The sequence below is a fragment of the Agrococcus sp. SGAir0287 genome, assembly GCF_005484985.1.
Taxonomy (GTDB): Bacteria; Actinomycetota; Actinomycetes; order Actinomycetales; family Microbacteriaceae; genus Agrococcus.
This window is the reverse complement of record NZ_CP027942.1, coordinates 1,549,669-1,574,159: the sequence shown is the minus strand read 5'-3', so window position 1 is coordinate 1,574,159 and position 24,491 is coordinate 1,549,669. Positions and strand designations below refer to the sequence as shown.

General features: G+C 72.2%; 20 protein-coding genes and 1 tRNA gene. 19 read left to right on the top strand and 2 right to left on the bottom strand.

Annotated features, from left to right (window positions below; genetic code table 11):
* Window positions 1-6 precede the first annotated feature (6 nt).
* The 13 genes from hisG to pyk are packed head-to-tail and all read left to right on the top strand — an operon-like array spanning window position 7 to window position 15,718.
* Window positions 7-846: an ATP phosphoribosyltransferase gene (gene hisG / locus C1N71_RS07545; protein ID WP_137755827.1), complete on the top strand. Its 840-nt coding sequence runs from the start codon at window positions 7-9 to the stop codon at window positions 844-846.
* Window positions 843-1,604, top strand: coding sequence for an imidazole glycerol phosphate synthase subunit HisF (gene hisF / locus C1N71_RS07540; protein WP_302630606.1), 762 nt, complete (start codon window positions 843-845; stop codon window positions 1,602-1,604). The genes hisG and hisF overlap by 4 nt, the downstream gene beginning before the upstream one ends.
* On the top strand, window positions 1,601-1,933 hold the full coding sequence (gene hisI / locus C1N71_RS07535; RefSeq protein WP_137755825.1) for a phosphoribosyl-AMP cyclohydrolase: 333 nt from the start codon (window positions 1,601-1,603) through the stop codon (window positions 1,931-1,933). The genes hisF and hisI overlap by 4 nt, the downstream gene beginning before the upstream one ends.
* A complete protein-coding gene (locus C1N71_RS07530) occupies window positions 1,930-3,447 on the top strand; it encodes a chorismate-binding protein (protein WP_137755824.1) in 1,518 nt (505 codons plus the stop codon). The genes hisI and C1N71_RS07530 overlap by 4 nt, the downstream gene beginning before the upstream one ends.
* Window positions 3,444-4,016, top strand: coding sequence for a Trp biosynthesis-associated membrane protein (locus tag C1N71_RS07525; RefSeq protein ID WP_137755823.1), 573 nt, complete (start codon window positions 3,444-3,446; stop codon window positions 4,014-4,016). The genes C1N71_RS07530 and C1N71_RS07525 overlap by 4 nt, the downstream gene beginning before the upstream one ends.
* 32 nt (window positions 4,017-4,048) lie before the next feature.
* Window positions 4,049-4,294 (top strand): DUF6704 family protein, encoded by a 246-nt coding sequence (locus tag C1N71_RS07520; RefSeq protein ID WP_254677938.1) that lies wholly within the window; start codon window positions 4,049-4,051, stop codon window positions 4,292-4,294.
* A complete protein-coding gene (trpC, locus tag C1N71_RS07515; RefSeq protein WP_137755821.1) occupies window positions 4,294-5,073 on the top strand; it encodes an indole-3-glycerol phosphate synthase TrpC in 780 nt (259 codons plus the stop codon). The genes C1N71_RS07520 and trpC overlap by 1 nt, the downstream gene beginning before the upstream one ends.
* Complete coding sequence (gene trpB / locus C1N71_RS07510; protein WP_137755820.1) at window positions 5,070-6,281, top strand: tryptophan synthase subunit beta; 1,212 nt, start codon at window positions 5,070-5,072, stop codon at window positions 6,279-6,281. The genes trpC and trpB overlap by 4 nt, the downstream gene beginning before the upstream one ends.
* On the top strand, window positions 6,278-7,075 hold the full coding sequence (gene trpA / locus C1N71_RS07505; RefSeq protein ID WP_137755819.1) for a tryptophan synthase subunit alpha: 798 nt from the start codon (window positions 6,278-6,280) through the stop codon (window positions 7,073-7,075). Before trpB ends, trpA begins: the two co-directional genes overlap by 4 nt.
* Window positions 7,076-7,109: 34 nt before the next feature.
* A complete protein-coding gene (gene lgt / locus C1N71_RS07500; RefSeq protein WP_441297030.1) occupies window positions 7,110-8,102 on the top strand; it encodes a prolipoprotein diacylglyceryl transferase in 993 nt (330 codons plus the stop codon).
* A gap of 55 nt (window positions 8,103-8,157) precedes the next feature.
* The gene (gene gltB / locus C1N71_RS07495) at window positions 8,158-12,702 is read left to right on the top strand and encodes a glutamate synthase large subunit (RefSeq protein WP_254677937.1); all 4,545 of its coding nucleotides are present in this window, start codon (window positions 8,158-8,160) and stop codon (window positions 12,700-12,702) included.
* A complete protein-coding gene (locus C1N71_RS07490; protein ID WP_137755818.1) occupies window positions 12,695-14,149 on the top strand; it encodes a glutamate synthase subunit beta in 1,455 nt (484 codons plus the stop codon). The genes gltB and C1N71_RS07490 overlap by 8 nt, the downstream gene beginning before the upstream one ends.
* 60 nt (window positions 14,150-14,209) lie before the next feature.
* Window positions 14,210-15,718: a pyruvate kinase gene (pyk, locus tag C1N71_RS07485; RefSeq protein WP_137755817.1), complete on the top strand. Its 1,509-nt coding sequence runs from the start codon at window positions 14,210-14,212 to the stop codon at window positions 15,716-15,718.
* Window positions 15,719-15,780: 62 nt separating this feature from the next.
* Here the strand turns inward: pyk and C1N71_RS07480 are convergent.
* Window positions 15,781-15,862 (bottom strand) — tRNA-Leu (locus C1N71_RS07480).
* A 39-nt stretch (window positions 15,863-15,901) separates the two neighbouring features.
* Between C1N71_RS07480 and C1N71_RS07475 the strand changes: the two genes are divergently transcribed.
* Together C1N71_RS07475 and C1N71_RS07470 are read left to right on the top strand one after the other, a co-directional pair.
* Window positions 15,902-16,546, top strand: a complete 645-nt coding sequence (locus C1N71_RS07475) for an ANTAR domain-containing response regulator (RefSeq protein ID WP_137755816.1) — start codon at window positions 15,902-15,904, stop codon at window positions 16,544-16,546.
* Window positions 16,547-16,896: 350 nt separating this feature from the next.
* Window positions 16,897-17,787 carry an endonuclease domain-containing protein gene (locus C1N71_RS07470; protein WP_137755815.1) on the top strand — a complete coding sequence of 297 codons (891 nt, stop codon included), beginning with the start codon at window positions 16,897-16,899 and terminating at the stop codon, window positions 17,785-17,787.
* 171 nt (window positions 17,788-17,958) lie between these two features.
* On the opposite strand, the gene C1N71_RS07465 is transcribed toward C1N71_RS07470, so the two are convergent.
* The gene (locus C1N71_RS07465; protein WP_441297176.1) at window positions 17,959-18,387 is read right to left on the bottom strand and encodes a PaaI family thioesterase; all 429 of its coding nucleotides are present in this window, start codon (window positions 18,385-18,387) and stop codon (window positions 17,959-17,961) included.
* A 110-nt stretch (window positions 18,388-18,497) separates the two neighbouring features.
* Here C1N71_RS07465 and polA point away from each other — a divergent pair, with 110 nt between their 5' ends.
* From polA to C1N71_RS07445, 4 genes are read left to right on the top strand one after another with little or no spacing between them, the layout of a single operon-like run.
* Window positions 18,498-21,125 (top strand): DNA polymerase I, encoded by a 2,628-nt coding sequence (gene polA, locus C1N71_RS07460; RefSeq protein WP_175414273.1) that lies wholly within the window; start codon window positions 18,498-18,500, stop codon window positions 21,123-21,125.
* A 60-nt stretch (window positions 21,126-21,185) separates the two neighbouring features.
* Window positions 21,186-22,190: a TIGR03560 family F420-dependent LLM class oxidoreductase gene (locus tag C1N71_RS07455; protein WP_368074087.1), complete on the top strand. Its 1,005-nt coding sequence runs from the start codon at window positions 21,186-21,188 to the stop codon at window positions 22,188-22,190.
* Between the two features lie 46 nt (window positions 22,191-22,236).
* On the top strand, window positions 22,237-23,919 hold the full coding sequence (locus C1N71_RS07450; protein ID WP_137755813.1) for a DUF885 domain-containing protein: 1,683 nt from the start codon (window positions 22,237-22,239) through the stop codon (window positions 23,917-23,919).
* Window positions 23,916-24,395: a hypothetical protein gene (locus tag C1N71_RS07445; protein WP_137755812.1), complete on the top strand. Its 480-nt coding sequence runs from the start codon at window positions 23,916-23,918 to the stop codon at window positions 24,393-24,395. Before C1N71_RS07450 ends, C1N71_RS07445 begins: the two co-directional genes overlap by 4 nt.
* The last annotated feature ends 96 nt before the right edge of the window (window positions 24,396-24,491 follow it).

The window sequence follows — 24,491 nt, the reverse complement described above, 5'->3', positions numbered from 1 at the left end:
ACGCACATGCTGAAGATCGCCGTGCCCAACAAGGGCGCGCTCTCCGAGACCGCCGCCGGGATGCTCGAGGAGGCCGGGTACCACGGTCGCCGCGACGGCAAGGAGCTCATCGTCTCCGACCCGTCGAACGACGTCGAGTTCTTCTACCTTCGCCCCCGCGACATCGCCACCTACGTCGGCTCCGGCGTCATCGACGTCGGCATCACGGGCCGCGACCTGCTGCTCGACTCCGGCTCGCCGGCCGTCGAGGTGCAGGGCCTCGGCTTCGGACGCTCCACGTTCCGCTTCGCCGGCCCCGTGGGCGCCTTCGCCTCGCAGGACCAGCTCGCGGGCGTGCGCATCGCGTCGAGCTACACGGGGCTCGTGCGCTCGTGGCTCGATGCGCGCGGGCTCGACGCCACGCTCGTGCACCTCGACGGCGCCGTCGAGTCCGCCGTGCGCCTCGGCGTCGCGGACGCGATCGCGGACGTCGTCGAGACCGGTGCGACCCTGAGGAAGCAGGGGCTCGAGACCTTCGGCGAGCCGATCCTGTCGTCCGAGGCCGTGCTCATCTCGTCGGGCGCCGCGAGCGAGGGGCTGCACACGCTGCGCCGTCGGCTCGAGGGCGTGCTCGTCGCACGCCGCTACGTCATGGTCGACTACGACGTGCGGCGCGAGGACCTCGACGCCGCCGTGCGCGTGTGCCCCGGCAAGGAGTCGGCGACGATCTCCCCGCTGCGCGACGACGACTGGGTCGCCGTGCGGGTCATGACCGAGTCGCACGACGTCAACCGCGTCATGGATGCGCTCGAGGCCGCCGGCGCGAAGGCGATCATCGTCACGCGCATCCACGCGGCGAGGATCTGATGCTCACGACGCGCGTCATCCCGTGCCTCGACGTGGCCGGCGGCCGCGTCGTGAAGGGCGTGCGATTCCAGGATCTCGCCGACCAGGGCGACCCCGTCGAGCTCGCGGCGCGCTACGCGGCCGAGGGCGCCGACGAGCTCACGTTCCTCGACGTCACCGCGACGGTCGAGGGCGCCGACACGATCCTCGAGGTCGTCGAGCGATGCGCCGAGCAGGTCTTCATCCCGCTCACCGTCGGCGGGGGCGTCCGCACCGTCGCCGACGTCTCGCGGCTGCTCGCGCACGGCGCCGACAAGGTGGGCGTGAACTCGGCCGCCATCGCGCGTCCCGAGGTCGTCGACGAGATCTCGAGCGCGTTCGGCGCGCAGGTGCTCGTCGTGTCGCTCGACGTGCTGCGCTCCGCCCAGACGCCGAGCGGCTTCGAGGTCACGACGCACGGCGGCCGACGCCGCACCGGCATCGACGCCATCACGTGGGCCGCCGAGGTCGACCGGCGCGGCGCGGGCGAGCTGCTCGTGAACTCGATCGACGCCGACGGCACGAAGGCCGGCTTCGACCTCGCCCTCATCCGCGCCGTGCGCGACGCGACGAGCGTGCCGGTCGTCGCGAGCGGGGGAGCGGGCGTCCCCGAGCACTTCGCGCCCGCGGTCGACGCGGGGGCGGACGCCGTGCTCGCCGCGAGCATCTTCCACTCGCGGCAGTGCACGATCGACGAGGTGAAGGCCGCGATGCGCGCGGCGGGGGTGACGGTGCGATGACGGTGACGATCCCGCGGCTGAGGACGGACGAGCACGGGCTCGTGCCCGCCGTCATCCAGGACGACGCGACGGGCGACGTGCTCATGGTCGGCTACATGGACGCCGAGGCGCTGCGTCGCACCGCGACCGAGGGGCGCGTGACGTTCTGGTCGCGGTCGAGGCAGGAGTACTGGCGCAAGGGCGACACCTCGGGCAACGTGCAGGTGCCCGTGTCGATCGCGATCGACTGCGACGCCGACACGCTGCTCGTGCGCGTCGAGCAGACGGGCCCCGCCTGCCACACCGGCAACCGCACGTGCTTCTTCACGCCCATCGAGGTGACGTCGTGACCACGACGACGCGCGAGGCGTTCGACGCGCTGCTGCCGACGCACCGCGTCGTGCCCGTCGTGCGCGAGATCCTCGCCGACACCGAGACCCCCGTGGGCGTCTACCGCAAGCTCGCGGTCGACCGGCCGGGCTCGTTCCTGCTCGAGTCGGCCGAGCAGGGCGTGTGGAACCGCTTCTCGTTCGTCGGCGTCTCCTCGTTCGGTCAGCTCACCGCCGACGAGGGCGAGGTGACGTGGCGCAGCCACGGGCTGAGCCTCGAGCGGCTGCTGGGCGACGAGGTCGAGCGCACGCCGCTTGAGACGGTCGCGCACGTGCTCGAGCGGTGGCGCACGCCGCGCGTCGCGGGCCTGCCGCGGCTCACGGGCGGGCTCGTCGGCCACGTGGGCTGGGAGGCGGTGCGCGAGCTCGAGCACCTGCCGAGCCCGCCGCCGCGGCAGGTCGACGTGCCCGCGATCGGCCTGTCGTTCGTCGCCGAGCTCGTCGTGCTCGACCATCGCACCGGAACCGCCCTGCTCATCGCGACGGCGCTCGCCGACGGGGTCGAGGATGCCGACCGGCTGTGGGCGGGCGCGCAGCGGCAGCTCGACGACATGCAGGCGCGCCTCGCCGAGGATGCACCGACGTGGCTCGCGGAGCCGCTCGCGGACGTCGAGCCCGAGCCCGCCGCATCGGTGACGGCGGAGGGCTTCGCCGGCATGGTCGAGCGCGCGAAGCAGCACATCGTCGACGGCGACGTCTTCCAGGTCGTCCTCTCGAGCCGCTTCGACGTGCCGCTCGCCGCGCATCCGCTCGACGTGTACCGGGTGCTGCGCCTGCTCAACCCCTCGCCGTACCTCTACCTGCTGACGCTCGAGGACCGGAGCGGACGGCCGTACCAGGTCGTCGGCTCGAGCCCCGAGGCGCTCGTCACGGTGCACGACGGCCTCGCGACGATGCATCCCATCGCGGGCTCGCGGCCGCGCGGCGTGGACGCCGCCGCCGACAACGCCCTCGCGGAGGAGCTGCTCGCCGATCCCAAGGAGCGCTCCGAGCACGTCATGCTCGTCGACCTCGCCCGCAACGACCTCGCCAAGGTGTGCGAGGCCGGCTCGGTCGCGGTCACGGAGTTCATGGCGATCGAGCGCTTCAGCCACATCATGCACATCGTCTCCACGGTGGAGGGGCGGATGCGCGAGGACGCATCCGCCGTCGACGCGTTCCGCGCGACGTTCCCCGCCGGCACGCTCTCGGGCGCGCCGAAGCCGCGCGCGCTCGAGATCATCGACGCGCTCGAGCCCGCGCAGCGCGGCGTGTACGGCGGCGTCGTCGGCTACTTCGACTTCGCGGGCGACGCCGACCTCGCCATCGCCATCCGCACCGTCACGATCGTCGACGGCATGGCGCACGTGCAGGCGGGTGCGGGTCTCGTCGCCGACAGCGTGCCCGCGACCGAGCACGCCGAGGTGCGCAGCAAGGCCGCCGCGCCGCTGCGGGCGACGGCGCGCGCCGACGCGATGCGCAGGATCGTCCGGTGAGGGCGCGCGGCCGACTGCTCGCCGTGCTGGCGCTGCTCCTCGGCGGCGCGCTCATCCTCGCCGGCTCGGTCGTGACGTGGGCGACGGCGTCGCCGCCGGAGGCGCCCGCCGTCGAGCTCGACGGCACGGCGGTCGCGCCGGCCCTCGCGCCCGTGGCGCTCACGCTCGGCGCGCTCGGTCTCGCGCTCACGCTCGCCTCGCCCGTCGTCGCCCGCGTGCTCGCCGTCCTCGGCCTCGGGGTCGTCGCGATCGGCGCGACGCACCTCGTGCAGCGCGTCGCGACGCTCGGCGAGACGATCGCCGAGGCCGCGAGCGCCGCGACGGGCGTCACGACGCTCGACGCGCCCGCGACGACGACCGCTGCACCCGCGCTCGCCGTCGTCGGTCTCCTCGTCGCGACCGCCGCCGCGATCTGGGCGCTCATCACCGCGGGTGCATGGCAGCGGCGGCAGGCCCAGCAGCGCTTCGAGCGCGCGGAGTCGGGCCTCGCCTGGGATGCCCTCGACGACGGCGAGGACCCCACGGCCCTCGGCGACGACGCGGACGGCCGCCGCGCCGACGACCGGTAGACTGGGGAGCACCCATGGATTCGAGGAGCACCGTGAGCGACCAGACCGCGATCGAAGCGCACGCCGAGCCCGGCGAGGGCCACTCGCCCGCCGCCTGGACGGCCGTCATCATCATGCTCGTCGCCATCGCGGCCGGCACGCTGTTCTTCTGGCTCGACATGCCGCTCCTCGTCTGGATCTCGGCTGCCTTCATCCCCGTCGGCGCGCTCGTGGGCTGGGGCCTGAAGCGGGCCGGCTACGGCGTGGACGGACCGAAGTACACCCCCAAGGGGCACTGATGCTCGACGCCCTGACCGCCGGGGCGCTCGAAGACGCCGAGACCCGTCGCGGCTCGCTGCCGTACGACGAGCTCGACGCGCTCGCGCGCGCATCCCGCACCCCCATCGACGTCGTCGCGCTGCTGTCGCAGCCCGTCGACGGCGTGCACGTCATCGCCGAGGTGAAGCGGGCGAGCCCGTCGAAGGGCCGCATCGCCGACATCCCCGAGCCCGCGGAGCTCGCCGCCGCCTACGCGGCCGGCGGCGCGAGCGTCATCTCCGTCCTCACGGAGGGGCGCCGCTTCCTCGGCACGCTCGACGACCTGCGCGCCGTGCGCGGCGCCGTCGACGTGCCCGTGCTGCGCAAGGACTTCCTCGCATCGCGCTACCAGCTGCTCGAGGCGCGTGCCGCGGGCGCCGACCTCGTGCTGCTCATCGTCGCCGCGCTCGACGACGCGACCCTCGCCGACCTTCACGCGTTCGCGACGGGGCTCGGCCTGTCGGTGCTCGTCGAGGTGCACGACGCCGACGAGGTGCGTCGCGCGCTCGCCGTCGGCGCCCGCATCGTCGGCGTGAACACGCGCGACCTGCAGACGTTCCAGATGCATCCCGAGCGCTTCGCCGAGCTGCGGCCCCTCATCCCCGAGGGCGTCGTCGCCGTCGCGGAGTCGGGCGTGCAGGGCGTCGACGACGTGCGCGCGTACCGCACGGCGGGCGCGCACGCGGTGCTCGTCGGCGAGGCGCTCGTGCGCGACGGCGACCCGGCCGCACGCGTCGCCGCGTTCCGGAGCGCATCGTGAGCCTGCGGGCCGAGCGCGGCCCCGACTTCGGCGCCTTCGGCGGCATCCACATGCCCGAGCCGCTCATGGCCGCGATCGACGAGCTCGCCGCGGCGTACGAGGAGGCGCGGGAGGATCCGGCCTTCGGCGAGGAGCTCGCACGGCTCGGCCGCGAGTACACGGGACGTCCGTCGCTGCTCACCGAGGCGCCGCGCCTGTCGGCGTCCGTCGGCGGCGCGCGGATCCTGCTGAAGCGCGAGGACCTCAACCACACCGGCAGCCACAAGATCAACAACGTGCTCGGCCAGGCGCTGCTGGCGAAGCGCCTTGGCAAGACGCGCCTCGTCGCCGAGACGGGCGCCGGCCAGCACGGCGTCGCCACCGCGACCGCCGCGGCGCTCTTCGGCATGGAGTGCACGATCTACATGGGCGAGGTCGACACCGAGCGCCAGGCGCTCAACGTCGCCCGCATGCGCCTGCTCGGCGCGGAGGTCGTGCCCGTCACGACCGGCGCGCGCACGCTGAAGGACGCGATCAACGAGGGCCTGCGCGACTGGGTCCGCACGGTCGAGACGAGCCACTACCTCATGGGCACCGTCGCGGGTCCGCACCCGTACCCGGTCATGGTGCGCGACTTCCACGCGCAGATCGGCGAGGAGGCCCGCGCGCAGATGCTCGAGCAGGTCGGCAGGCTGCCGGATGCCGTGCTCGCGTGCGTCGGCGGCGGCTCGAACGCCATGGGCATCTTCCACGCCTTCCTCGACGACGCCGACGTGCGCCTCATCGGCCTCGAGGCGGCCGGCGACGGCCCCGACACCGAGCGGCACGCCCTGTCGATCGGCCACGGCACGCCCGGCGTGCTGCACGGCTCGCGCTCGTACATGCTGCAGGACGCCGACGGGCAGACGCGCGACTCGCACTCGATCTCCGCGGGCCTCGACTACCCGGGCGTCGGCCCGGAGCACGCGTGGCTGCACGACATCGGCCGCGCCGAGTACCAGCCGATCTCCGACGCGGAGGCGATGGACGCGTTCCGCGAGCTCACGCGGCTGGAGGGCATCATGCCCGCGATCGAGTCGGCGCACGCCGTCGCGGGCGCCATGCGCCTCGCGCGCGAGCTCGGACCCGACGCGGTGCTGCTCGTCTCGCTCTCCGGCCGCGGCGACAAGGACGTGGCGACCGCCGCGCGCTGGTTCGACGTGCTCGACGAGTCGGCGACGCAGTCGTGAGCGCCACGCAGCAGGCGATCGCCGCCGCGGGCGATCGTGCGCTCATCGGGTACCTGCCCGCCGGCTTCCCCGACCCGGAGGGCTGCGTCGAGGCGTGCGTCGCGCTCGCCGAGGGTGGCGTCACGGCGATCGAGCTCGGCCTGCCGTACTCGGACCCGAGCCTCGACGGCCCGGTCATCCAGGCCGCGACGCAGGCGACGCTCGACCGCGGGTTCCGCATCGACGAGGCGTTCGAGGCCATCGAGGAGATCACGCGGCGCACCACGGTGCCCGTGCTCGTCATGACGTACTGGAACCCCGTGCTGCGCTGGGGCGTGGATCGCTTCGCGGAGCGGCTCGCCGCGACCGGCGGCGCCGGGCTCATCACGCCCGACCTCGTGCCGGAGAACGGCCGCGAGTGGATCGACGCGGCGAGGCACCACGACCTCGATCGCGTCTTCCTGGCCGCCCCGTCGTCGTCCGACGCGCGCATCGACGCGGTCCTGCAGGCATCCCGCGGCTTCGTCTACACGGTCTCGACGATGGGCACGACGGGCGCGCGCGGCTCGATGGACGCCGCCGCCCGCACGCTCGCCGATCGCCTGGCCGTCCGCCGCGAGGCGCTCGGCATCGACCTGCCCCGCTGCGTCGGCCTCGGCATCTCGACCGGCGCCCAGGTCGCCGACGTGCTCGGGTACGCCGAGGGCGCCATCACGGGCTCGGCGCTCGTCGCCGCCCTCCGCGACGGCGGTCTGGAGGGCCTGCGCGCGCGGGTCGCCGACCTCGCCGCGGGTACACTCGTCCAGTCCCACTGACACTCGGTCGGTCTGCACCGAACCCGGAGGATCCGTGCTCCAGAGCATCCCCAGCCCCACGCCCGAGTGGCAGGGCGTCCCCGTCGGCGAGTGGCTGCACGCCCTGCTGCCGTTCCTGCCGGACGTCGTCGAGACCTTCTCGATCCGCACGTACGCCCTGTGCATCCTGGCCGGCATCCTCCTCGCCGCCTGGATCACCGCCCGACGCCTGCGGCAGCGCGGCGTCGACGGGGGCCTCGTGATCGACGTCGCCGTCTTCGCCGTCATCCTCGGCATCGTCGGTGCGCGACTCTTCCACGTGCTCACGTACCCGGACGAGTACCTCGGCGACAACTTCGACCTCTACAACGTCATCGCGGTGTGGAACGGCGGCGTCGCGATCTTCGGCGCCCTCATCGCCGGCGCGCTCGGCATCTGGATCGGCTGCCGGTACACGGGCCTCAGGTTCACGACCTTCGTCGACGCGCTCGCGCCGGGCATGCTCGTCGCGCAGGCGGCCGGCCGCGTCGGCAACTACGTGAACAACGAGCTCTTCGGCCAGCCGACGGGCCTGCCCTGGGGCCTCGAGATCAGCCCGTCGAATCCGGCGTTCCCCGTCGGGCTGCCCGACGGGACGCTCTTCCACCCGACGTTCCTCTACGAGATCGTCTGGAACCTCATCGGTGCGGCCGTCATCATCCTGTGGCTCGACCGCAAGCGCGACGTGCAGTGGGGCAAGGCGGCAGGCTTCTACCTCGTCTGGTACGGCGTCGGCCGCATCGTGTGGGAGACGCTGCGCATCAACCCGTCCGAGGTGTTCTTCGGCATCCGCGTGAACGTCTGGGCGGCGATCGGCGCCGTGGCGCTCGGCGTGATCATCTGGGTCGTCCAGAGCCGTCGCCACCCCGGCCTCGAGCCCTCGCCCTGGCAGCCTGGTCGGGAGCCGGAGGACGACGCGGTAGACTCCGACGTGTACTCCGAGCTCGACGAGGCCGACACAACGGCCGAGCCGGCGGTGGCTGCGGGAACCGCGACGACCACCACCTGATCCGCCACACGGGCCGACGACGTTCCGTGCCGCCCTCTCCTCTCGGAGGTCCGACATGGCTCCCATGCTCCGCCACCTCGGTGGCCACCCCGAGGTCGGCATGTACGACCCCGACCTCGACCGCGACTCGTGCGGCCTCGCCATGGTGGCGACGCTGCGCCGCAGCGCCGGCCACGACATCGTGGTCAACGCCCTCGACGCGCTCCGCAACCTCGAGCACCGCGGTGCCGTGGGCTCGGACGCGGGCACGGGCGACGGCGCGGGCATCCTCACGCAGATGCCCGACGAGTTCCTGCGCGCCGTCGCGGGCTTCGCGCTGCCGCCGGTCGGCGCGTACGCCGCGGGCCTGACCTTCCTGCCCGTCGACGACGCCGAGCGCGCGGACGCCAAGCGCGAGATCGAGCGCATCGCCGGCGAGGAGCGCCTCACGGTGCTCGGCTGGCGCGAGGTGCCCGTGCGTCCCGAGACGCTCGGCGACCTCGCGCGCGCCGCGATGCCCGCGATCGAGCAGCTGTTCGTCGCGTCCGCGGGCACGCAGGCGACCGGCATCGACCTCGACCGGCTCACCTTCCGCCTGCGCAAGCGCATCGAGCGCGAGATCGGCGACTACCTGCCGTCGCTGTCCGCCCGCACCATCACCTACAAGGGCATGGTCACGACGCTGCAGCTCGAGCCGTTCTACCCCGACCTGTCGGACGAGCGCTTCGCGACGCGGCTCGCGATCGTCCACTCCCGCTACTCCACGAACACCTTCCCGTCGTGGCCGCTCGCGCAGCCGCTGCGCATGATCGCGCACAACGGCGAGATCAACACGGTCGAGGGCAACCGCAACTGGATGCGCGCGCGCCAGTCGCAGCTGCGCAGCGAGCTGCTGGGCGACCTCAAGCCGCTCTTCCCGATCGTGACCCCGGGGATCTCCGACTCCGGCTCGTTCGACGAGGTGCTGGAGCTGCTGACGCTGTCGGGCCGCAGCCTGCCGCACGCAATGATGATGATGGTGCCGGAGGCGTGGGAGAACGCCACCGACCTGCCGCAGGAGCTGCGCGAGTTCTACGAGTACCACTCGCTGCTGCTCGAGCCGTGGGACGGCCCCGCCGCGATCGCGTTCACCGACGGCACGCTCGTCGGCGCCACGCTCGACCGCAACGGCCTGCGCCCCGGGCGGTGGCTCGTCACCGACGACGGCCTCGTCGTCGTCGCCTCCGAGACCGGTGTCCTGCCGATCGACCCCGCGCGCGTCGTGCAGCGCGGACGCCTGCAGCCCGGCCGGCTCTTCCTCGTCGACACCGAGCACGGCCGCCTGCTCGACAACTTCCAGACCAAGATGGAGCTCGCGCGCTCGCAGCCGTGGGGCGAGTGGCTCGAGTCGAGCCGCATCCACCTGTCCGAGCTGCCCGACCGCGAGCACGTCATCCACACGCCCGCGTCCGTCACGCGTCGCCAGCGCACCTTCGGCTACACGGAGGAGGAGGTGCGCATCCTCCTCACGCCCATGGCGGCGACCGGCGCCGAGCCGCTGGGGGCCATGGGCTCCGACACGCCCATCGCCGTCCTCTCCGAGCGTCCGCGGCTGCTGTTCGACTACTTCGCGCAGGCCTTCGCGCAGGTGACGAACCCGCCGCTCGACTCCATCCGCGAGTCGGTGGTGACGTCGATGCGCCTCGGCCTCGGTCCCGTGCGCAACCTGCTCACGGCGTCGGCGGCGCACGCGAGCCAGGTCATCCTCGACTTCCCCGTCATCGACAACGACGAGCTCGCGAAGATCCGGCACATCGATCGCACGCCCGGCTCGCGGCGCACCGTGACGATCTCGGCGCTCTACCCCGTCGACGGGGGAGCGGACGCGATGGTCGCGCGCCTCGGCGACATGTGCACCGAGGTGGACGAGGCGATCGCCGAGGGCGCGCAGTACGTCGTGATCTCCGACCGCGACTCGAACGAGCAGCTCGCGCCGATCCCGAGCCTGCTCGCGGTCTCGGCCGTGCACCACCACCTCATCGACGCCGAGACGCGCATGCGCGTGGGCCTCGTCGTCGAGACCGGCGACGTGCGCGAGGTGCACCACGTCGCGCTGCTCGTGGGCTACGGCGCCTCGGCCATCAACCCGTACCTCGCGATGGAGACGGCGGAGCAGCTCGCGATCACGGGCCGCATCCCGGGCATCGGGCCCGAGGAGGCCGTCCACAACGTCATCAAGGCGCTCGGCAAGGGCGTCACGAAGATCATGTCCAAGATGGGCATCTCGACGGTCGGGTCGTACGCGGGCGCGCAGGCGTTCGAGGCGGTCGGCCTCTCCGAGGAGCTCGTCGAGCGCTACTTCGAGGGCACGCCCACGCGCCTCGGCGGCGTCGGCATCGACGTGCTCGCCGCGGAGTCGGCGCAGCGCCACGCCATCGCCTACCCGGCCGAGAAGGCGCCGTTCGCCCACGAGGGGCTGCCGACGGGTGGCGAGTACCAGTGGCGTCGCGACGGCTCGCCGCACCTGTTCAACCCCGAGACGGTCTTCCGCCTCCAGCACTCCACGCGCACGCGCCAGTACGACGTGTTCCGCGAGTACTCGCGCGCCGTCGACGAGCAGTCGCGCGAGCTGAAGACGCTGCGCGGCATGTTCCGCCTGCGGACCGAGGGCGTGACGCCCATCCCGATCGACGAGGTCGAGCCGGTCTCCGAGATCGTCAAGCGGTTCTCGACCGGCGCGATGTCGTACGGCTCCATCTCCAAGGAGGCGCACGAGACGCTCGCGATCGCGATGAACCGGCTCGGCGCGAAGTCCAACACGGGCGAGGGCGGCGAGGATGTCGACCGTCTGCTCGACCCCGAGCGCCGCTCCTCGATCAAGCAGGTGGCGTCCGGCCGCTTCGGCGTGACGTCGATGTACCTCACGCACGCCGACGACATCCAGATCAAGATGGCGCAGGGCGCGAAGCCCGGCGAGGGCGGCCAGCTGCCGCCGGCGAAGGTGTACCCGTGGGTCGCGCGCACGCGGCACGCGACGAGCGGCGTGGGGCTCATCTCGCCGCCGCCGCACCACGACATCTACTCGATCGAGGACCTCAAGCAGCTCATCTTCGACCTCAAGCGGGCCAACCGCGAGGCGCGCATCCACGTGAAGCTCGTGTCGCAGTCGGGCATCGGCGCGGTCGCGGCGGGCGTCGCGAAGGCGAAGGCGGACGTCGTGCTCGTCTCGGGCCACGACGGCGGCACGGGCGCGAGCCCCCTGAACTCGCTGAAGCACGCGGGCACGCCGTGGGAGATCGGCCTCGCCGAGGCGCAGCACACGCTCATGGTCAACGGCCTGCGCGAGCGCGTCGTCGTGCAGGTCGACGGCCAGCTGAAGACGGGCCGCGACGTGCTGATCGGCGCGCTCCTCGGCGCGGAGGAGTACGGCTTCGCGACCGCCCCGCTCGTCGTCTCCGGCTGCATCATGATGCGCGTGTGCCACCTCGACACGTGCCCCGTCGGGGTCGCGACGCAGAACCCGACGCTGCGCGAGCGGTTCACGGGCAAGCCGGAGTTCGTCGTGACGTTCTTCGAGTACGTCGCGCAGGAGGTGCGGGAGCTGCTCGCCTCGCTCGGGCTGCGCTCGATCGACGAGGCCATCGGCCGCTCCGAGCTGCTCGACGTCGACGAGGCCATCCACCACTGGAAGGCCGACGGCCTCGACCTGCGGAAGGTGCTCGACGTGCCCGTCGTCCACGGCGAGCGACGCAACACGACTGTGCAGGACCACGAGCTCGACGAGCAGCTCGACATGCGCCTGCTCGACCAGGTGCTGCGCGCCCACCACGCCGGCGAGACCGTGCGCCTCGACATCCCGGTCGCGAACACCGACCGCGCCGTGGGCACGATGCTCGGCAACGAGGTCACGAAGCGCCACGGCGAGGCCGGCATGCCGCCGGACTCGATCGACATCACGCTGCGCGGCTCCGCCGGCCAGTCGTTCGGCGCGTTCATCCCGCGCGGCATCACGCTGCGCCTCGTGGGCGACGCGAACGACTACGTCGGCAAGGGCCTCTCCGGCGGCCTCATCACCGTGCGCCCCGATCCGACGGCGCCGTTCGTCGCCGAGCGCAACGTCATCGCCGGCAACGTCATCGGCTACGGCGCGACCTCGGGCTCGCTCCACATCCGCGGCATCGTCGGCGAGCGCTTCCTCGTGCGCAACTCCGGCGCGACCGCCGTGTGCGAGGGCACGGGCGACCACGCGCTCGAGTACATGACGGGCGGCATCGCCGTCATCCTCGGGCAGACGGGACGCAACCTCGGCGCCGGCATGTCCGGCGGCGTCGCCTACGTGCTGGACCTCGACGCCGCGCGCATCAACCGCGACGCGCTGCACGCCGGCGAGCTGCTGCTCGAACGGCTCGGCGAGGAGGACGAGATCGAGCTGCGCGCGATCCTCGAGCGCCACGTCGAGCTCACGGAGTCGAGCGTCGCACAGCGGCTCCTCGATGCGCGCGGCGGGCTCGCGGGGTTCACGAAGATCGTGCCGCGCGACTGGGCCGCCGTGCGGGACATCCGCAAGCAGGCCGAGGATGCGGGGATCGACCCCGACTCCGACCAGATCTGGACGCGCATCCTGGAGGTGACCGGTGGCTGACCCCCGCGGATTCCTGAAGACCACCGAGCGGGAGCTCGCTCCGAAGCGCCCGGTCTCCGTGCGCATCATGGACTGGAAGGAGATCGGCGAGCTCGGCGACAAGGCCGTGCTGCGCCGCCAGGCGGGTCGCTGCATGGACTGCGGCGTGCCGTTCTGCCACCAGGGCTGCCCGCTGGGCAACCTCATCCCCGAGTTCAACGACCTCACGTGGCGCGGCGAGGGTCGCGCGGCGGCCGACCGCCTGCACGCGACGAACAACTTCCCCGAGCTCACGGGCCGGCTGTGCCCCGCGCCGTGCGAGTCGTCGTGCGTGCTCGGCATCAACCAGCCCGCCGTGACGATCAAGCAGGTCGAGCAGGCGATCGCGGCAGACGCCTTCCAGCACGGCTGGATCGAGCCGCACCCGCCGGCGCGCCTCACGGGGAAGACCGTCGCGGTCGTCGGCTCCGGCCCGGCCGGCCTCGCCGCGGCGCAGCAGCTCACGCGTGCCGGCCACACGGTCGCCGTGTACGAGCGCGACGACCGCATCGGCGGCCTGCTGCGCTACGGCATCCCGGACTTCAAGCTCGAGAAGCGCACCCTCGACCAGCGCCTCGCGCAGATGCAGGCCGAGGGCACGCGCTTCCGCGCCGGCGTCGACATCGGCACGGACATCACGTGGGACGCCCTGCGCCAGCGCTTCGACGCCATCGTCGTCGCCACCGGCGCCATGGTGCCGCGCGACCTGCCGATCCCCGGGCGCGACCTCGCCGGCGTGCACTTCGCGATGGAGTACCTCACGCAGCAGAACCGCGCCGTCGCCGGGACCGCGGTGTCGAGCCAGATCACGGCCGAGGGCAAGCACGTCGTCGTCCTCGGCGGCGGCGACACCGGAGCCGACTGCATCGGCACCGCGCACCGTCAGGGCGCGCTGTCCGTGACGAACCTCGCGATCGGCGCGCAGCCGCCGAGCGAGCGCCCCGAGCACCAGCCGTGGCCGACGCATCCGACCGTCTTCGAGGTGCAGTCGAGCCACGAGGAGGGCGGCGAGCGCACCTACCTCGCCTCGACCGTCGAGTTCGTCGCGAACGAGGTGGGGGAGGTGCGCGCGCTGCGCGTCGCCGAGACCGAGATCGTCGACGGCGTGCGACGCCCGAAGGCGGGCACCGAGCGCGAGATCCCCGCGGACCTCGTGCTGCTGGCGCTCGGCTTCGTCGGCGCCGAGCAGGAGACCCTCTCGGACCAGCTCGGCATGGACTTCACCCGCGGAGCGCTCGCGCGCGACGCGGACTACGCGACCTCGACGGAAGGCGTCTTCGTGGCTGGCGACGCCGGTCGAGGTGCATCGCTCATCGTGTGGGCGATCGCAGAGGGACGGGCGGCCGCGGCGGCCGTGGACCGGTACCTGGAGGGGTCGACGACCCTGCCGGCGCCGGTGCGCGCGACCGACGTGCCCATCCGCGTCTAACCAGTGGAAGACTCGACTGCGGCATGCGTGCCGCAGTCGAGTCACGTGCGAGAGAGAGCAATGAGACGAGCGAAGATCGTCGCCACCTTCGGGCCGGCGCTGTCGGGCTACGAGCAGACGAAGGCCGCGATCGCGGCCGGCGTCAACGTCGCCCGCCTGAACCTGAGCCACGGCGCCTACCCGGTGCACGAGGCCGTCTACGAGGACATCCGCAAGGCGTCCGACGAGCTGGGCATGCCCGTGGGCATCCTCGTCGACCTGCAGGGTCCGAAGATCCGCCTGGGCAAGATCGCCGCGGGCCCCCAGATGCTCGCCGACGGCGACACCTTCACGATCACGACGGAGGACGTGCCCGGCGACAAGGACGTCGTCTCCACGACGTTCAAGGGCCTGCCCGCCGACGTGAAGCCCGGCGACCCGCTGCTCATCGACGACGGGCGCATCGCGCTCGAGGTCGTGTCGACCGACGGCGTGCGCGTCGTGACGAAGGTCGTCGTGGGCGGCAAGGTGAGCGACAACAAGGGCATCAACCTGCCCGGCGTCGCCGTGAACGTGCCCGCGCTGTCCGACAAGGACGAGGCCGACCTGCGCTGGGCGCTCCAGCTCGGCGCCGACATCATCGCGCTGTCGTTCGTGCGCGACGCCGCCGACATCCAGCGCGTGCACGAGATCATGGACGAGGAGGGGCGTCGCCTGCCCGTCGTCGCGAAGATCGAGAAGCCGCAGGCCGTCGACAACCTCGCCGAGATCATCGACGCGTTCGACGCGATCATGGTCGCGCGCGGCGACCTCGGCGTCGAGCTGCCGCTCGAGCAGGTGCCGCTCGTGCAGAAGCGCGCCGTCGAGCTGTCGCGTCGCTGGGCGAAGCCCGTCATCGTCGCGACGCAGGTGCTCGAGTCGATGATCGAGAACCCGCGCCCGACGCGCGCCGAGGCAAGCGACTGCGCCAACGCGATCCTCGACGGCGCCGACGCCGTCATGCTGTCGGGCGAGACGAGCGTGGGCGCGTACCCGATCGTCACGATCCAGACCATGGCGCGCATCATCGAGTCGACGGAGGCGCACGGCATCACGCGCATCCCGCCGCTCGGCACGAAGCCGCGCACGCAGGGCGGCGCCATCACGCTCGCCGCGCGCGAGGTGGCGGAGTTCGTCGAGGCGAAGGCGATCGTCGTCTTCACCGAGTCGGGAGACTCCGCGCGCCGCATGTCGCGACTGCGCTCGCACATCCCGACGATCGCGCTCACGCCCGACCCGGAGATCGAGTCGCGCATGCAGCTCATCTGGGGCATGCAGACCTTCCTCGTCGACCGCGTGACGCACACCGACGCCATGATGGGCCTCGCCGACGACATCCTCATCGGCCGCGGCCTCGTGCCGATGGGCGAGAAGGTCGTCGTCATCTCGGGCTCGCCTCCCGGCATCGCCGGCTCGACGAACGACCTGCGCGTGCACGTCGTCGGCGACGTGCACAACGAGGCGGCGCAGGCGTACCACGGCATCAGCCGCATCCAGGTGCCGACCGTCGCCCAGGAGCGCGCTCGAGCGGCCTCGACGCCGGCTCTCTGACGCCGACGCGCACGAACGCCCCCGCCCGGGATCCGGGTGGGGGCGTTCGCGCGTCGCCGCGGTGCCGGCACAGGGACTCGAACCCTGACTCCGTGAGGAAGCGCAGTTTGAGTGCGCCGCGTCTGCCAATTCCGCCATGCCGGCGCGGGCGGGGGTGCCGCGCGCATCCCATAGGCTAGTCGCATGACCGATGCCACGTTCCTGGAGCCCGAGCTGCCAGAGCCGAAGGCCGCAACGGGGGGCTCGAGGCGCCGCGTCGTCGTCGCCGAGGACGAGTCGCTCATCCGCCTCGACATCGTCGAGACGCTGCAGGACAACGGCTTCGAGATCGTCGGCGAGGCCGGCGACGGCGAGCGTGCCGTCGAGCTCGCCACCGAGCTGCGCCCCGACCTCGTGGTCATGGACGTGAAGATGCCGAAGATGGATGGCATCTCCGCGGCGGAGCGGCTGTCGGAGGGCAAGATCGCGCCCGTCGTGCTGCTCACGGCCTTCTCGCAGAAGGAGCTCGTCGAGCGCGCGTCGGAGGCGGGTGCGCTCGCGTACGTCGTGAAGCCGTTCACGCCGAACGACCTGCTGCCGGCGATCGAGATCGCGCTCGCCCGCTACGACCAGATCCAGGCGCTCGAGTCCGAGGTCGCCGACCTCGCGGAGCGCTTCGAGACGCGCAAGCTCGTCGACCGGGCGAAGGGCCTGCTCGGCCAGCGCATGGGCCTGTCGGAGCCGGAGGCGTTCCGCTGGATCCAGAAGGCGTCGATGGACCGTCGCCTGACGATGGGCGAGGTCGCCCGCGCGGTCATCGAGCAGCTCGGCGAGGGCAAGAAGGGCTGACGCGGCCGCCGCTCGAGGCTCGGGTCGCGCGGTCCGCCGTCGACTCGCGACCTCGACTCCGCTGCGTCGTCGCGCTGCCGATTGGTCGACGTCTGCGCTGCGAGGTCGGTGATTGGCCGACATCTGCGGCCCCGGTCGGTCGGTTGGCCCGCATGTGCGCCAGCGACCCGTCGGTTGGCGCTGATTGGCGCCAACCGGTCGCCGTGATCGACTCCGATCAGCGGATGCGCCTGCCGCGAAGGCTCGGGTCCGACCATCCTCGGGGCCGCGCCTCCCGAACAGCGCGCTCGCGTCCACAGCGTCGGCCGGGCGTGGCACGGTCTGGTCGCCGCTCTGCGACCGTCGGCGGCATGGACCAGCAGCATCGCCGCGCATCGAACAGGGTCGTCAGCGTGCGCGAGGCGCTCGACGAGGGCTTCACGCGATACGAGCTGCGAGCTCGCTCCCTGGTCGCGCCGGCGTGGGGTGCGCGCATGCTCGGCCCGTCGAACGGTCCTGATCGCGACCTGCTGGCGGCGATCGACGCGGTCCGCAGGTCGGACCAGTTCCTGTCCCACGCGACGGCGGCGCGCTTGCACGGCCTCCCGCTCCCAGGCCGGATCGGACTGCTGCCCATCCACGTCGCATCGCCCTCGTACACGTCCCGGATGCGTCGACCCGATGTGGTGGGCCACCGCATCCGAGCTCGCGTCGTCGAGGTCGGCGGGATGCCCGTCGAGTCCTTGGAGGATTGCTTCGTGCATGTGGCGTCGCAGCTCGACCATGACGAGCTCGTCGCGGTCGGCGACGCGATCGTGGCCAGGACGCGAGCCGACCGACTGGAGATCGGCGACCTCGTCCGCAACGCCGGGCGGTTCCGCGGGGCGCGGGGGATGGCACGCGTGCATCGAGCGCTCGGTGCCATCCGCGTCGGCTCGGAGTCGCCGCAGGAGACGAAGGTCCGCCTCCTGGTCGTCCGTGCCGGCATCCCGGAGCCGGAGCTGCAGCTGCCGGTCCTGGACGACGACGGGTCGTCGATCGGGAGGCTCGACATGGGATGGAGGGACCTGCGCCTCGGGCTCGAGTACGACGGTCAGCACCACCGCGAGGACGCTCGCCAGTACGCGCGCGACGTGGAGCGGCATCGACGCCTGCGTGAGGCCGGCTGGGAGGTCATCCGGGTGTCGGCGCCGGATCTGCACGACGGAGGTCGTCGCATGGTCGCGCTCGTGAAGGCGGCCATGCGACGGCGACGCGTCTGACGGCCGTCGTCGGGAGGGCGGGTGTCGACGTCCTGTCGATTGGCGCCAATGTGCGCCGATCGACGAGCGAGCGGCGCCCATGTGGGCCAATCGATGAGCGAGTGGCGCCGATGTGCGCCAATCGAGCGCACGAAGTGGCCGTTCGACCGATCGGACCCACCACCGCGCCCCTCAGCGGCGGTCGCGCAGCAGGTTCGTGATGCGCGCCGTCGAGACGCGCGCACCCGACTCGTCGGTGATGACGATCTCGTGCACCGTCATCGACGAGCCGAGGTGCACGGCCGTGCACGTACCCGTCACCGTGCCCTCGCGCACCGAGCGCGTGTGCGTCGCGTTGATGTCGATGCCGACGGCGTAGCGGCCGAGGCCGATCGCGTGCGCGTTGGCCGACATCGAGCCGAGCGACTCGGCGAGCACGCAGTAGGCGCCGCCGTGGATGAGTCCGATCGGCTGCCGGTTGCCCTCCGCGGGCATCGTCGCGACCGAGCGCTCGGCGGAGAGCTCCGTGAACTCGATGCCCATGCGCTCGGCCAGCTCGCCGCGGCCGCGCTCGCCGAGCAGCGACGACGCGCCCGAGTCGGCCGCGACCGACGCGGGGATGGGATGCGGTGGAGTCGCTGGGGCCGGCGCGTCGGACAAGGGACTCCTCGAAGTCGGTGTCGCAGGTGCTGGCTAGGCTTGCTGCCGTGCCGGACACGAAGCCTACCCTCATGGTCATCGACGGCCACTCGCTGGCGTTCCGCGCGTTCTTCGCGCTGCCGCTCGACAACTTCGTCAACAGCGAGGGGCAGCACACGAACGCCATCCACGGGTTCATCTCGATGCTGCTGCTCATCCTCAAGAACGAGCGGCCGACGCATCTCGCCGTCGCGTTCGACATCTCCCGCTTCTCGTTCCGCACGCGCGAGTACGCCGAGTACAAGGGCACGCGCGCCGAGACGCCACCGGAGTTCAAGGGCCAGATCCCGCTGCTGGAGGAGGCCCTGCAGGCGATGGGCATCCGCACGATCTCGAAGGAGGACTTCGAGGCCGACGACATCCTCGCGACGATGGCGCGGCGAGGCGTCGAGGAGAGGATGGACGTGCTCGTCGTCTCGGGCGACCGCGACACCATCCAGCTCGTCACCGACGACGTGACGCTGCTGTACCCGTCCGCCCGCGGCGTCTCCGAGCTGAAGCGCTACACGCCCGAGACCGTGCGCGAGCGCTACGGCATCGAGCCGCACCAGTACCCCGAGATCGCGGCGCTCGTCGGCGAGACGAGCGACAACCTGCAGGGCATCGACAAGGTCGGCGAGAAGACCGCCGTGAAGTGGGTGCAGCAGTGGGGCACCGTCGACGAGATCCTGGCCCACGCCGACGAGATCAAGGGCGTCGTCGGCAACAACCTGCGCGAGCAGCAGGACCGCGCCGTGCGCAACCGCAGGCTCAACCGGCTCGTCGACGACGTCGACCTGCCCGTCGGCCCGAAGGACCTCGCGCGGCAGCCGATCGACGAGGCGAAGGTGCGCGAGATGTTCTCGCAGCGCCTGCAGTTCCGCACGCTGCTCGACCGCGTGCTGACGCAGGAGGGCGGCGGACCCGCGGGCGAGGCCGCCCCGACGGCGAACGGGCCGACGCCGCCCGCCGTGCACACCATGGTCGACGAGGAGCTCGCCACCTGGCTCGAGCGCCAGACCGGCGAGGTCGCCGTGCACGTCGAGCGCGTGGGCGACGAGCTGGCGGGCATCGGCCTGTCGACCGAGTCGTCCAGCGTCCACGTGCCGTACCAGGCGGGCACGGGCGACTACGTCGCGCTCGCCGAGTGGCTCGCAGGCGACCACCCCAAGGTGCTGCACGACGCGAAGCTCCAGCGCCGCTGGCTCTGGGCCGCGGGGCTCGACCTCGGGGGCGTCGTGCTCGACACGCGCATCTCGGCGTGGCTCGCGGCGCCCACGGCGCTCGCCAAGACCTACGAGCTCGACCACCAGGTCTTCACGGTGCTCGGCGAGACGATGCCGAAGCCCGATCCCGCCCAGCTCGTGCCCGACGTCGAGGCGAGCGCGATCGGCACGATCGCCTGGTACGTCGCACGCATCGCCGGTCCGCTGCGGGATGCGCTCGACGAGGGCACGCAGGGCGTCGAGGCCGACATCGAGCTGCCGCTCCAGCCCGTCCTCACCCGGATGGAGAACGCGGGCGTCACGATCGACGCGTCCGTCCTCGAGCGCATCCACGCCGAGATGCGCTCGCGCGCCGACGGCCATGCGCAGGACGCCTTCGCCGAGATCGGCCACGAGGTGAACCTCGGCAGCCCGAAGCAGCTGCAGACGGTGCTCTTCGACGAGCTGGGGATGCCGAAGACGCGTGCGACGAAGACGGGCTACTCGACCGACGCGCAGGCGCTCGCCGACCTGCAGGAGTCGAGCCCGCATCCCTTCCTCGGCCTGCTGCTGCAGCATCGCGAGGCGACGAAGCTCATGCAGATCATCGAGACGCTGCAGAAGGGCATCCAGGCCGACCGGCGCATCCACACGACGTACGACCAGACGGGCTCGAACACGGGCCGCCTCTCGTCGAACGACCCGAACCTGCAGAACATCCCGATCCGCACCGACGTGAGTCGCGAGATCCGCACGGCGTTCGTGCACGGCGAGGGATTCGAGACCCTGCTCACCGCCGACTACTCGCAGATCGAGATGCGCATCATGGCGCACCTGTCCGAGGACGCCGGCCTCATCGAGGCCTTCCACTCGGGCGAGGACCTGCACCGGTTCGTCGGCTCGCGCGTCTTCGGCGTCGACCCCGCCGACGTCACGCCGCTCATGCGCACGAAGGTCAAGGCCATGTCCTACGGCCTCGCGTACGGGCTGAGCGCGTTCGGCCTCTCGAAGCAGCTGCGCATCCCGCAGTCCGAGGCGAAGCAGCTCATGCTCGAGTACTTCTCGCGCTTCGGCGGGGTGCGCGACTACCTCCGCGGCGTCGTGATGCAGGCGAAGGACGACGGCTACACGACGACGATCTTCGGTCGCCGCCGCCCGTTCCCCGACCTGCACTCCGCCAACCGCGTGCTGCGCGAGAACGCCGAGCGTCAGGCGCTGAACTCGCCGATCCAGGGCTCGGCCGCCGACATCATCAAGCGCGCCATGCTCGCGATCGACGCGCAGATCCTCGCCGAGGGACTGCAGTCGCGCATGCTGCTGCAGGTGCATGACGAGCTCGTGTTCGAGGTCGCGCCGGGCGAGCTCGATCGCATGACGGAGATCGTCCGCGACGGCATGGGCGGCGCCGCCGACCTGTCGGTGCCGCTCGACGTGGCCGTCGGCGTCGGCCCGAACTGGGACGCCGCGGGCCACTGACCCGCGCGACCAGGGACGGCCGGGGCTCGACCGCGCGCCGACCGTCGTAGGCTTCGAGGCATGACGACGCTGCGCACCGGACTGTTCGTGCCGCAGGGCTGGCGCCTCGACCTCGTCGACGTCGAGCCCGCCGACCAGTGGCGCACGATGCTCGACGTCGCCCGTCGTGCGGAGGCGGGGCCGTGGGAGTCGGTGTGGGTCTACGACCACTTCCACACCACCCCGCACCCCACCCACGAGGCGACGCACGAGGCGTGGACGCTCATGGCGGCGCTCGCCGCTGCGACGGAGCGCATCCGGCTCGGGCAGATGTGCACGTGCATGGGCTACCGGCATCCGGCGCATCTGGCGAAGATCGCCGCGACGGTCGACGCCGTCTCCGGCGGCCGCCTCGAGATGGGCATCGGCGCCGGCTGGTACGAGCACGAGTTCCGCGCCTACGGCTACGGATTCCCCGGCACGGGCGAGCGCATCGGGCGGCTGCGCGACGGCGTGCAGATCATGCAGCGCCTGTGGCACGAGGGCGAGGCGACGCTCGAGGGGGAGTGGTACGCCGTCGACGGCGCCATCTGCCAGCCGCAGCCGCTGCAGCGCCGCGCCGACGGCACGCCGCACATCCCCACGTGGATCGCCGGCGGCGGCGAGCAGCGCACGCTGCGCTACGTCGCGCGGTGGGGCGATGCGTCGAACTTCGGCGGCACGCCCGAGCAGTTCGCGCGGAAGCGCGACATCCTGCACCGGCACTGCGACGACGTGGGTCGCGACCCGTCGACCATCACGCACTCCACGAACCTCAACGTGGTCGTGCGCGAGAGCGAGGCGGAGGCGCGTCGCGTCGTCGACGCGGTGCACGCGCGCACCGACCGCGTCCTGCCCGACGACCAGGCGGGCGCCGCGTTCAAGGCGGACGGCGCCGCGGTCGGCAGCCCCGAGCAGGTCGCCGAGCGGATCCGGGCGCTCCAGGCGGCGGGCTGCGACTACCTCGTCGTCTACATGCCCGACGTCGCCCACGGGCACGAGGGCATCGACGCCTTCGAGGAGGCCGTGCTGCCCCTGCTGGCGTAGCCGGCTGCCCGGGCCCCTCCCACCTCGCGCGGGTAGGGTCGGGATCATGACGGAGACCCCGCAGGAACGCACCCCCACGCCCATCGACGCGATCGCCGAGGCGGTCGTGCAGAAGGAGATCGAGCTCGAGCCGCGCACGCGCGTCTGGCTCGGCACCGAGGGCGACAAGACGCAGTACGGCGACCTGTCGCGCGAGGGCATCGCGCCGCGGCTCGAGGCGGCGCGCGGCACCCTCGCGGCCCTCGCGGCCGAGGAGCCCGTCGACGATGTCGACTGGGTCACGAAGACCGATCTCGCCCGCGAGCTCGAGCTCGAGATCGAGACGCTGGAGTCGGGCTGGTGGCAGCGCGACCTCAACAACATCGCCTCCGAGGCGCAGGGCATCCGCGACGTCTTCGACATGATGCCCACCGCGACCGAGGAGCACTGGAGCGACATCTCGGGTCGCCTGCGCACCGTGCGCGGAGCGATCGACGGCTACGTCGACAGCCTGCGCGCCGGCATCGAGGCGGGCAACACGCCCGCGCGGCGTCAGGTCGAGCAGGTGCTCGAGCAGCTCGAGGACATGGGCGAGGGGGCGGGCTTCTTCCACGACCTCGCGAACGACGCGAGCACCGACGAGGGGGAGCTGAGCCAGGGGCTCCGCAGCGACCTGCAGGGCGGCGCGCAGTCGGCGACGCGCGCGTACGGCGTGCTGCGCGACTTCCTGCGCGACGAGCTGCTGCCGGCGGCACGCGAGGAGGACGCGGTGGGCCGGGAGTTCTACCAGCTCATGTCGCGCCGCTTCCTCGGTGCCACGGTCGACCTCGACGAGACGTACGAGTGGGGCATCGAGGAGCTCGCCCGGATGCGCGACGAGCAGGAGCGCATCGCGCGCGAGATCCTGCCCGGCGCGACGGTCGCCGAGGCCATCGCGCACCTCGACGGCGACGCGTCCCGCAAGCTGCACGGCACCGACGCCCTCAAGGCGTGGATGCAGGAGACGAGCGACGCCGCCATCGAGGAGCTCGGCAGGACGCACTTCGACATCGCCGAGCCGATCCGCGCGCTCGAGTGCATGATCGCGCCCACCCAGACGGGCGGCATCTACTACACGGGACCCGCCGACGACTTCTCGCGGCCCGGGCGCATGTGGTGGTCGGTGCCGAAGGGCGTCACGGAGTTCGACACGTGGCGCGAGCTCACGACCGTCTACCACGAGGGCGTGCCGGGGCATCACCTGCAGATCGCGCAGGCGACGTACAACCGCGCCCAGCTCAACACGTGGCGTCGCCTCGCCGGCACGTCGGGCCACGCGGAGGGATGGGCGCTGTACGCCGAGCGCCTCATGGAGTCGCTCGGGTACCTCGACGACCCGGCCGACCGCCTGGGCATGCTCGACGGGCAGCGGATGCGCGCCGCGCGCGTCGTGCTCGACATCGGCGTGCACCTCGGCAAGCCGCGCCTCGACGGCGCGGGCACGTGGGACTTCGACTACGCCTTCGAGTTCATGCGCTCGAACGTCAACATGAACGAGCCGTTCGTGCGCTTCGAGGTGAACCGCTACTTCGGGTGGCCGGGGCAGGCGCCGTCGTACAAGATCGGCCAGCGCATCTTCGAGCAGATCCGCGACGAGGCGAAGGCCGCCGAGGGCGACGCGTTCGACCTCAAGGACTTCCACATGCGGGTGCTGAACATCGGCGGCGTCGGTCTCGACACCCTGAAGGGCGCGGTGCTGCGGGGCCGATGAACGCCGTCGACCTCGCCGCGACGATCCGCGAGCCCGTCGAGCACTTCGACGGGCTCGCCGCCGTGGAGCGCGCCGCGATCGGCGACGACGCCCGTGGTGCCGAGGCCATCGCGATCGCGGATGCGGCGAAGGCCGCCACGCTCGAGCTGCTCGCCCGCCGACCCGAGCGCGCGCCACGACCGTCGCCGAAGCGATGGCGGGGGTGGCTGCTCGGCCAGCAGGCGCCGCCGACCGAGCCCACGCCGCTCGATCGTTGGGACGACGAGGTCGACGTGGTCGTCGAGCAGGCCGAGCGCGCCATGGAGGCATGGCAGGAGCGCGTCGAGCAGGCGTGGCTCGCCGCCGCGACGGCCGACAAGGATGCGGCGCTCGCCCTGCTGGTCGAGCGCGGAATGCTCGGCCAGGACATGGCCACGCGGTGGGGCGGCGATCCGGTCGGCACGCTGCTGATCCTTGCAGCGCTCGCCCACGACTGAGCGACCGGGACGCAGCCCCGGCTGCGGGCGCGCCACGGATGCGATAGCCTGGACCGTCGCCTCTGGCGGCACTCACTTCCGCATGCTCGCGGACCA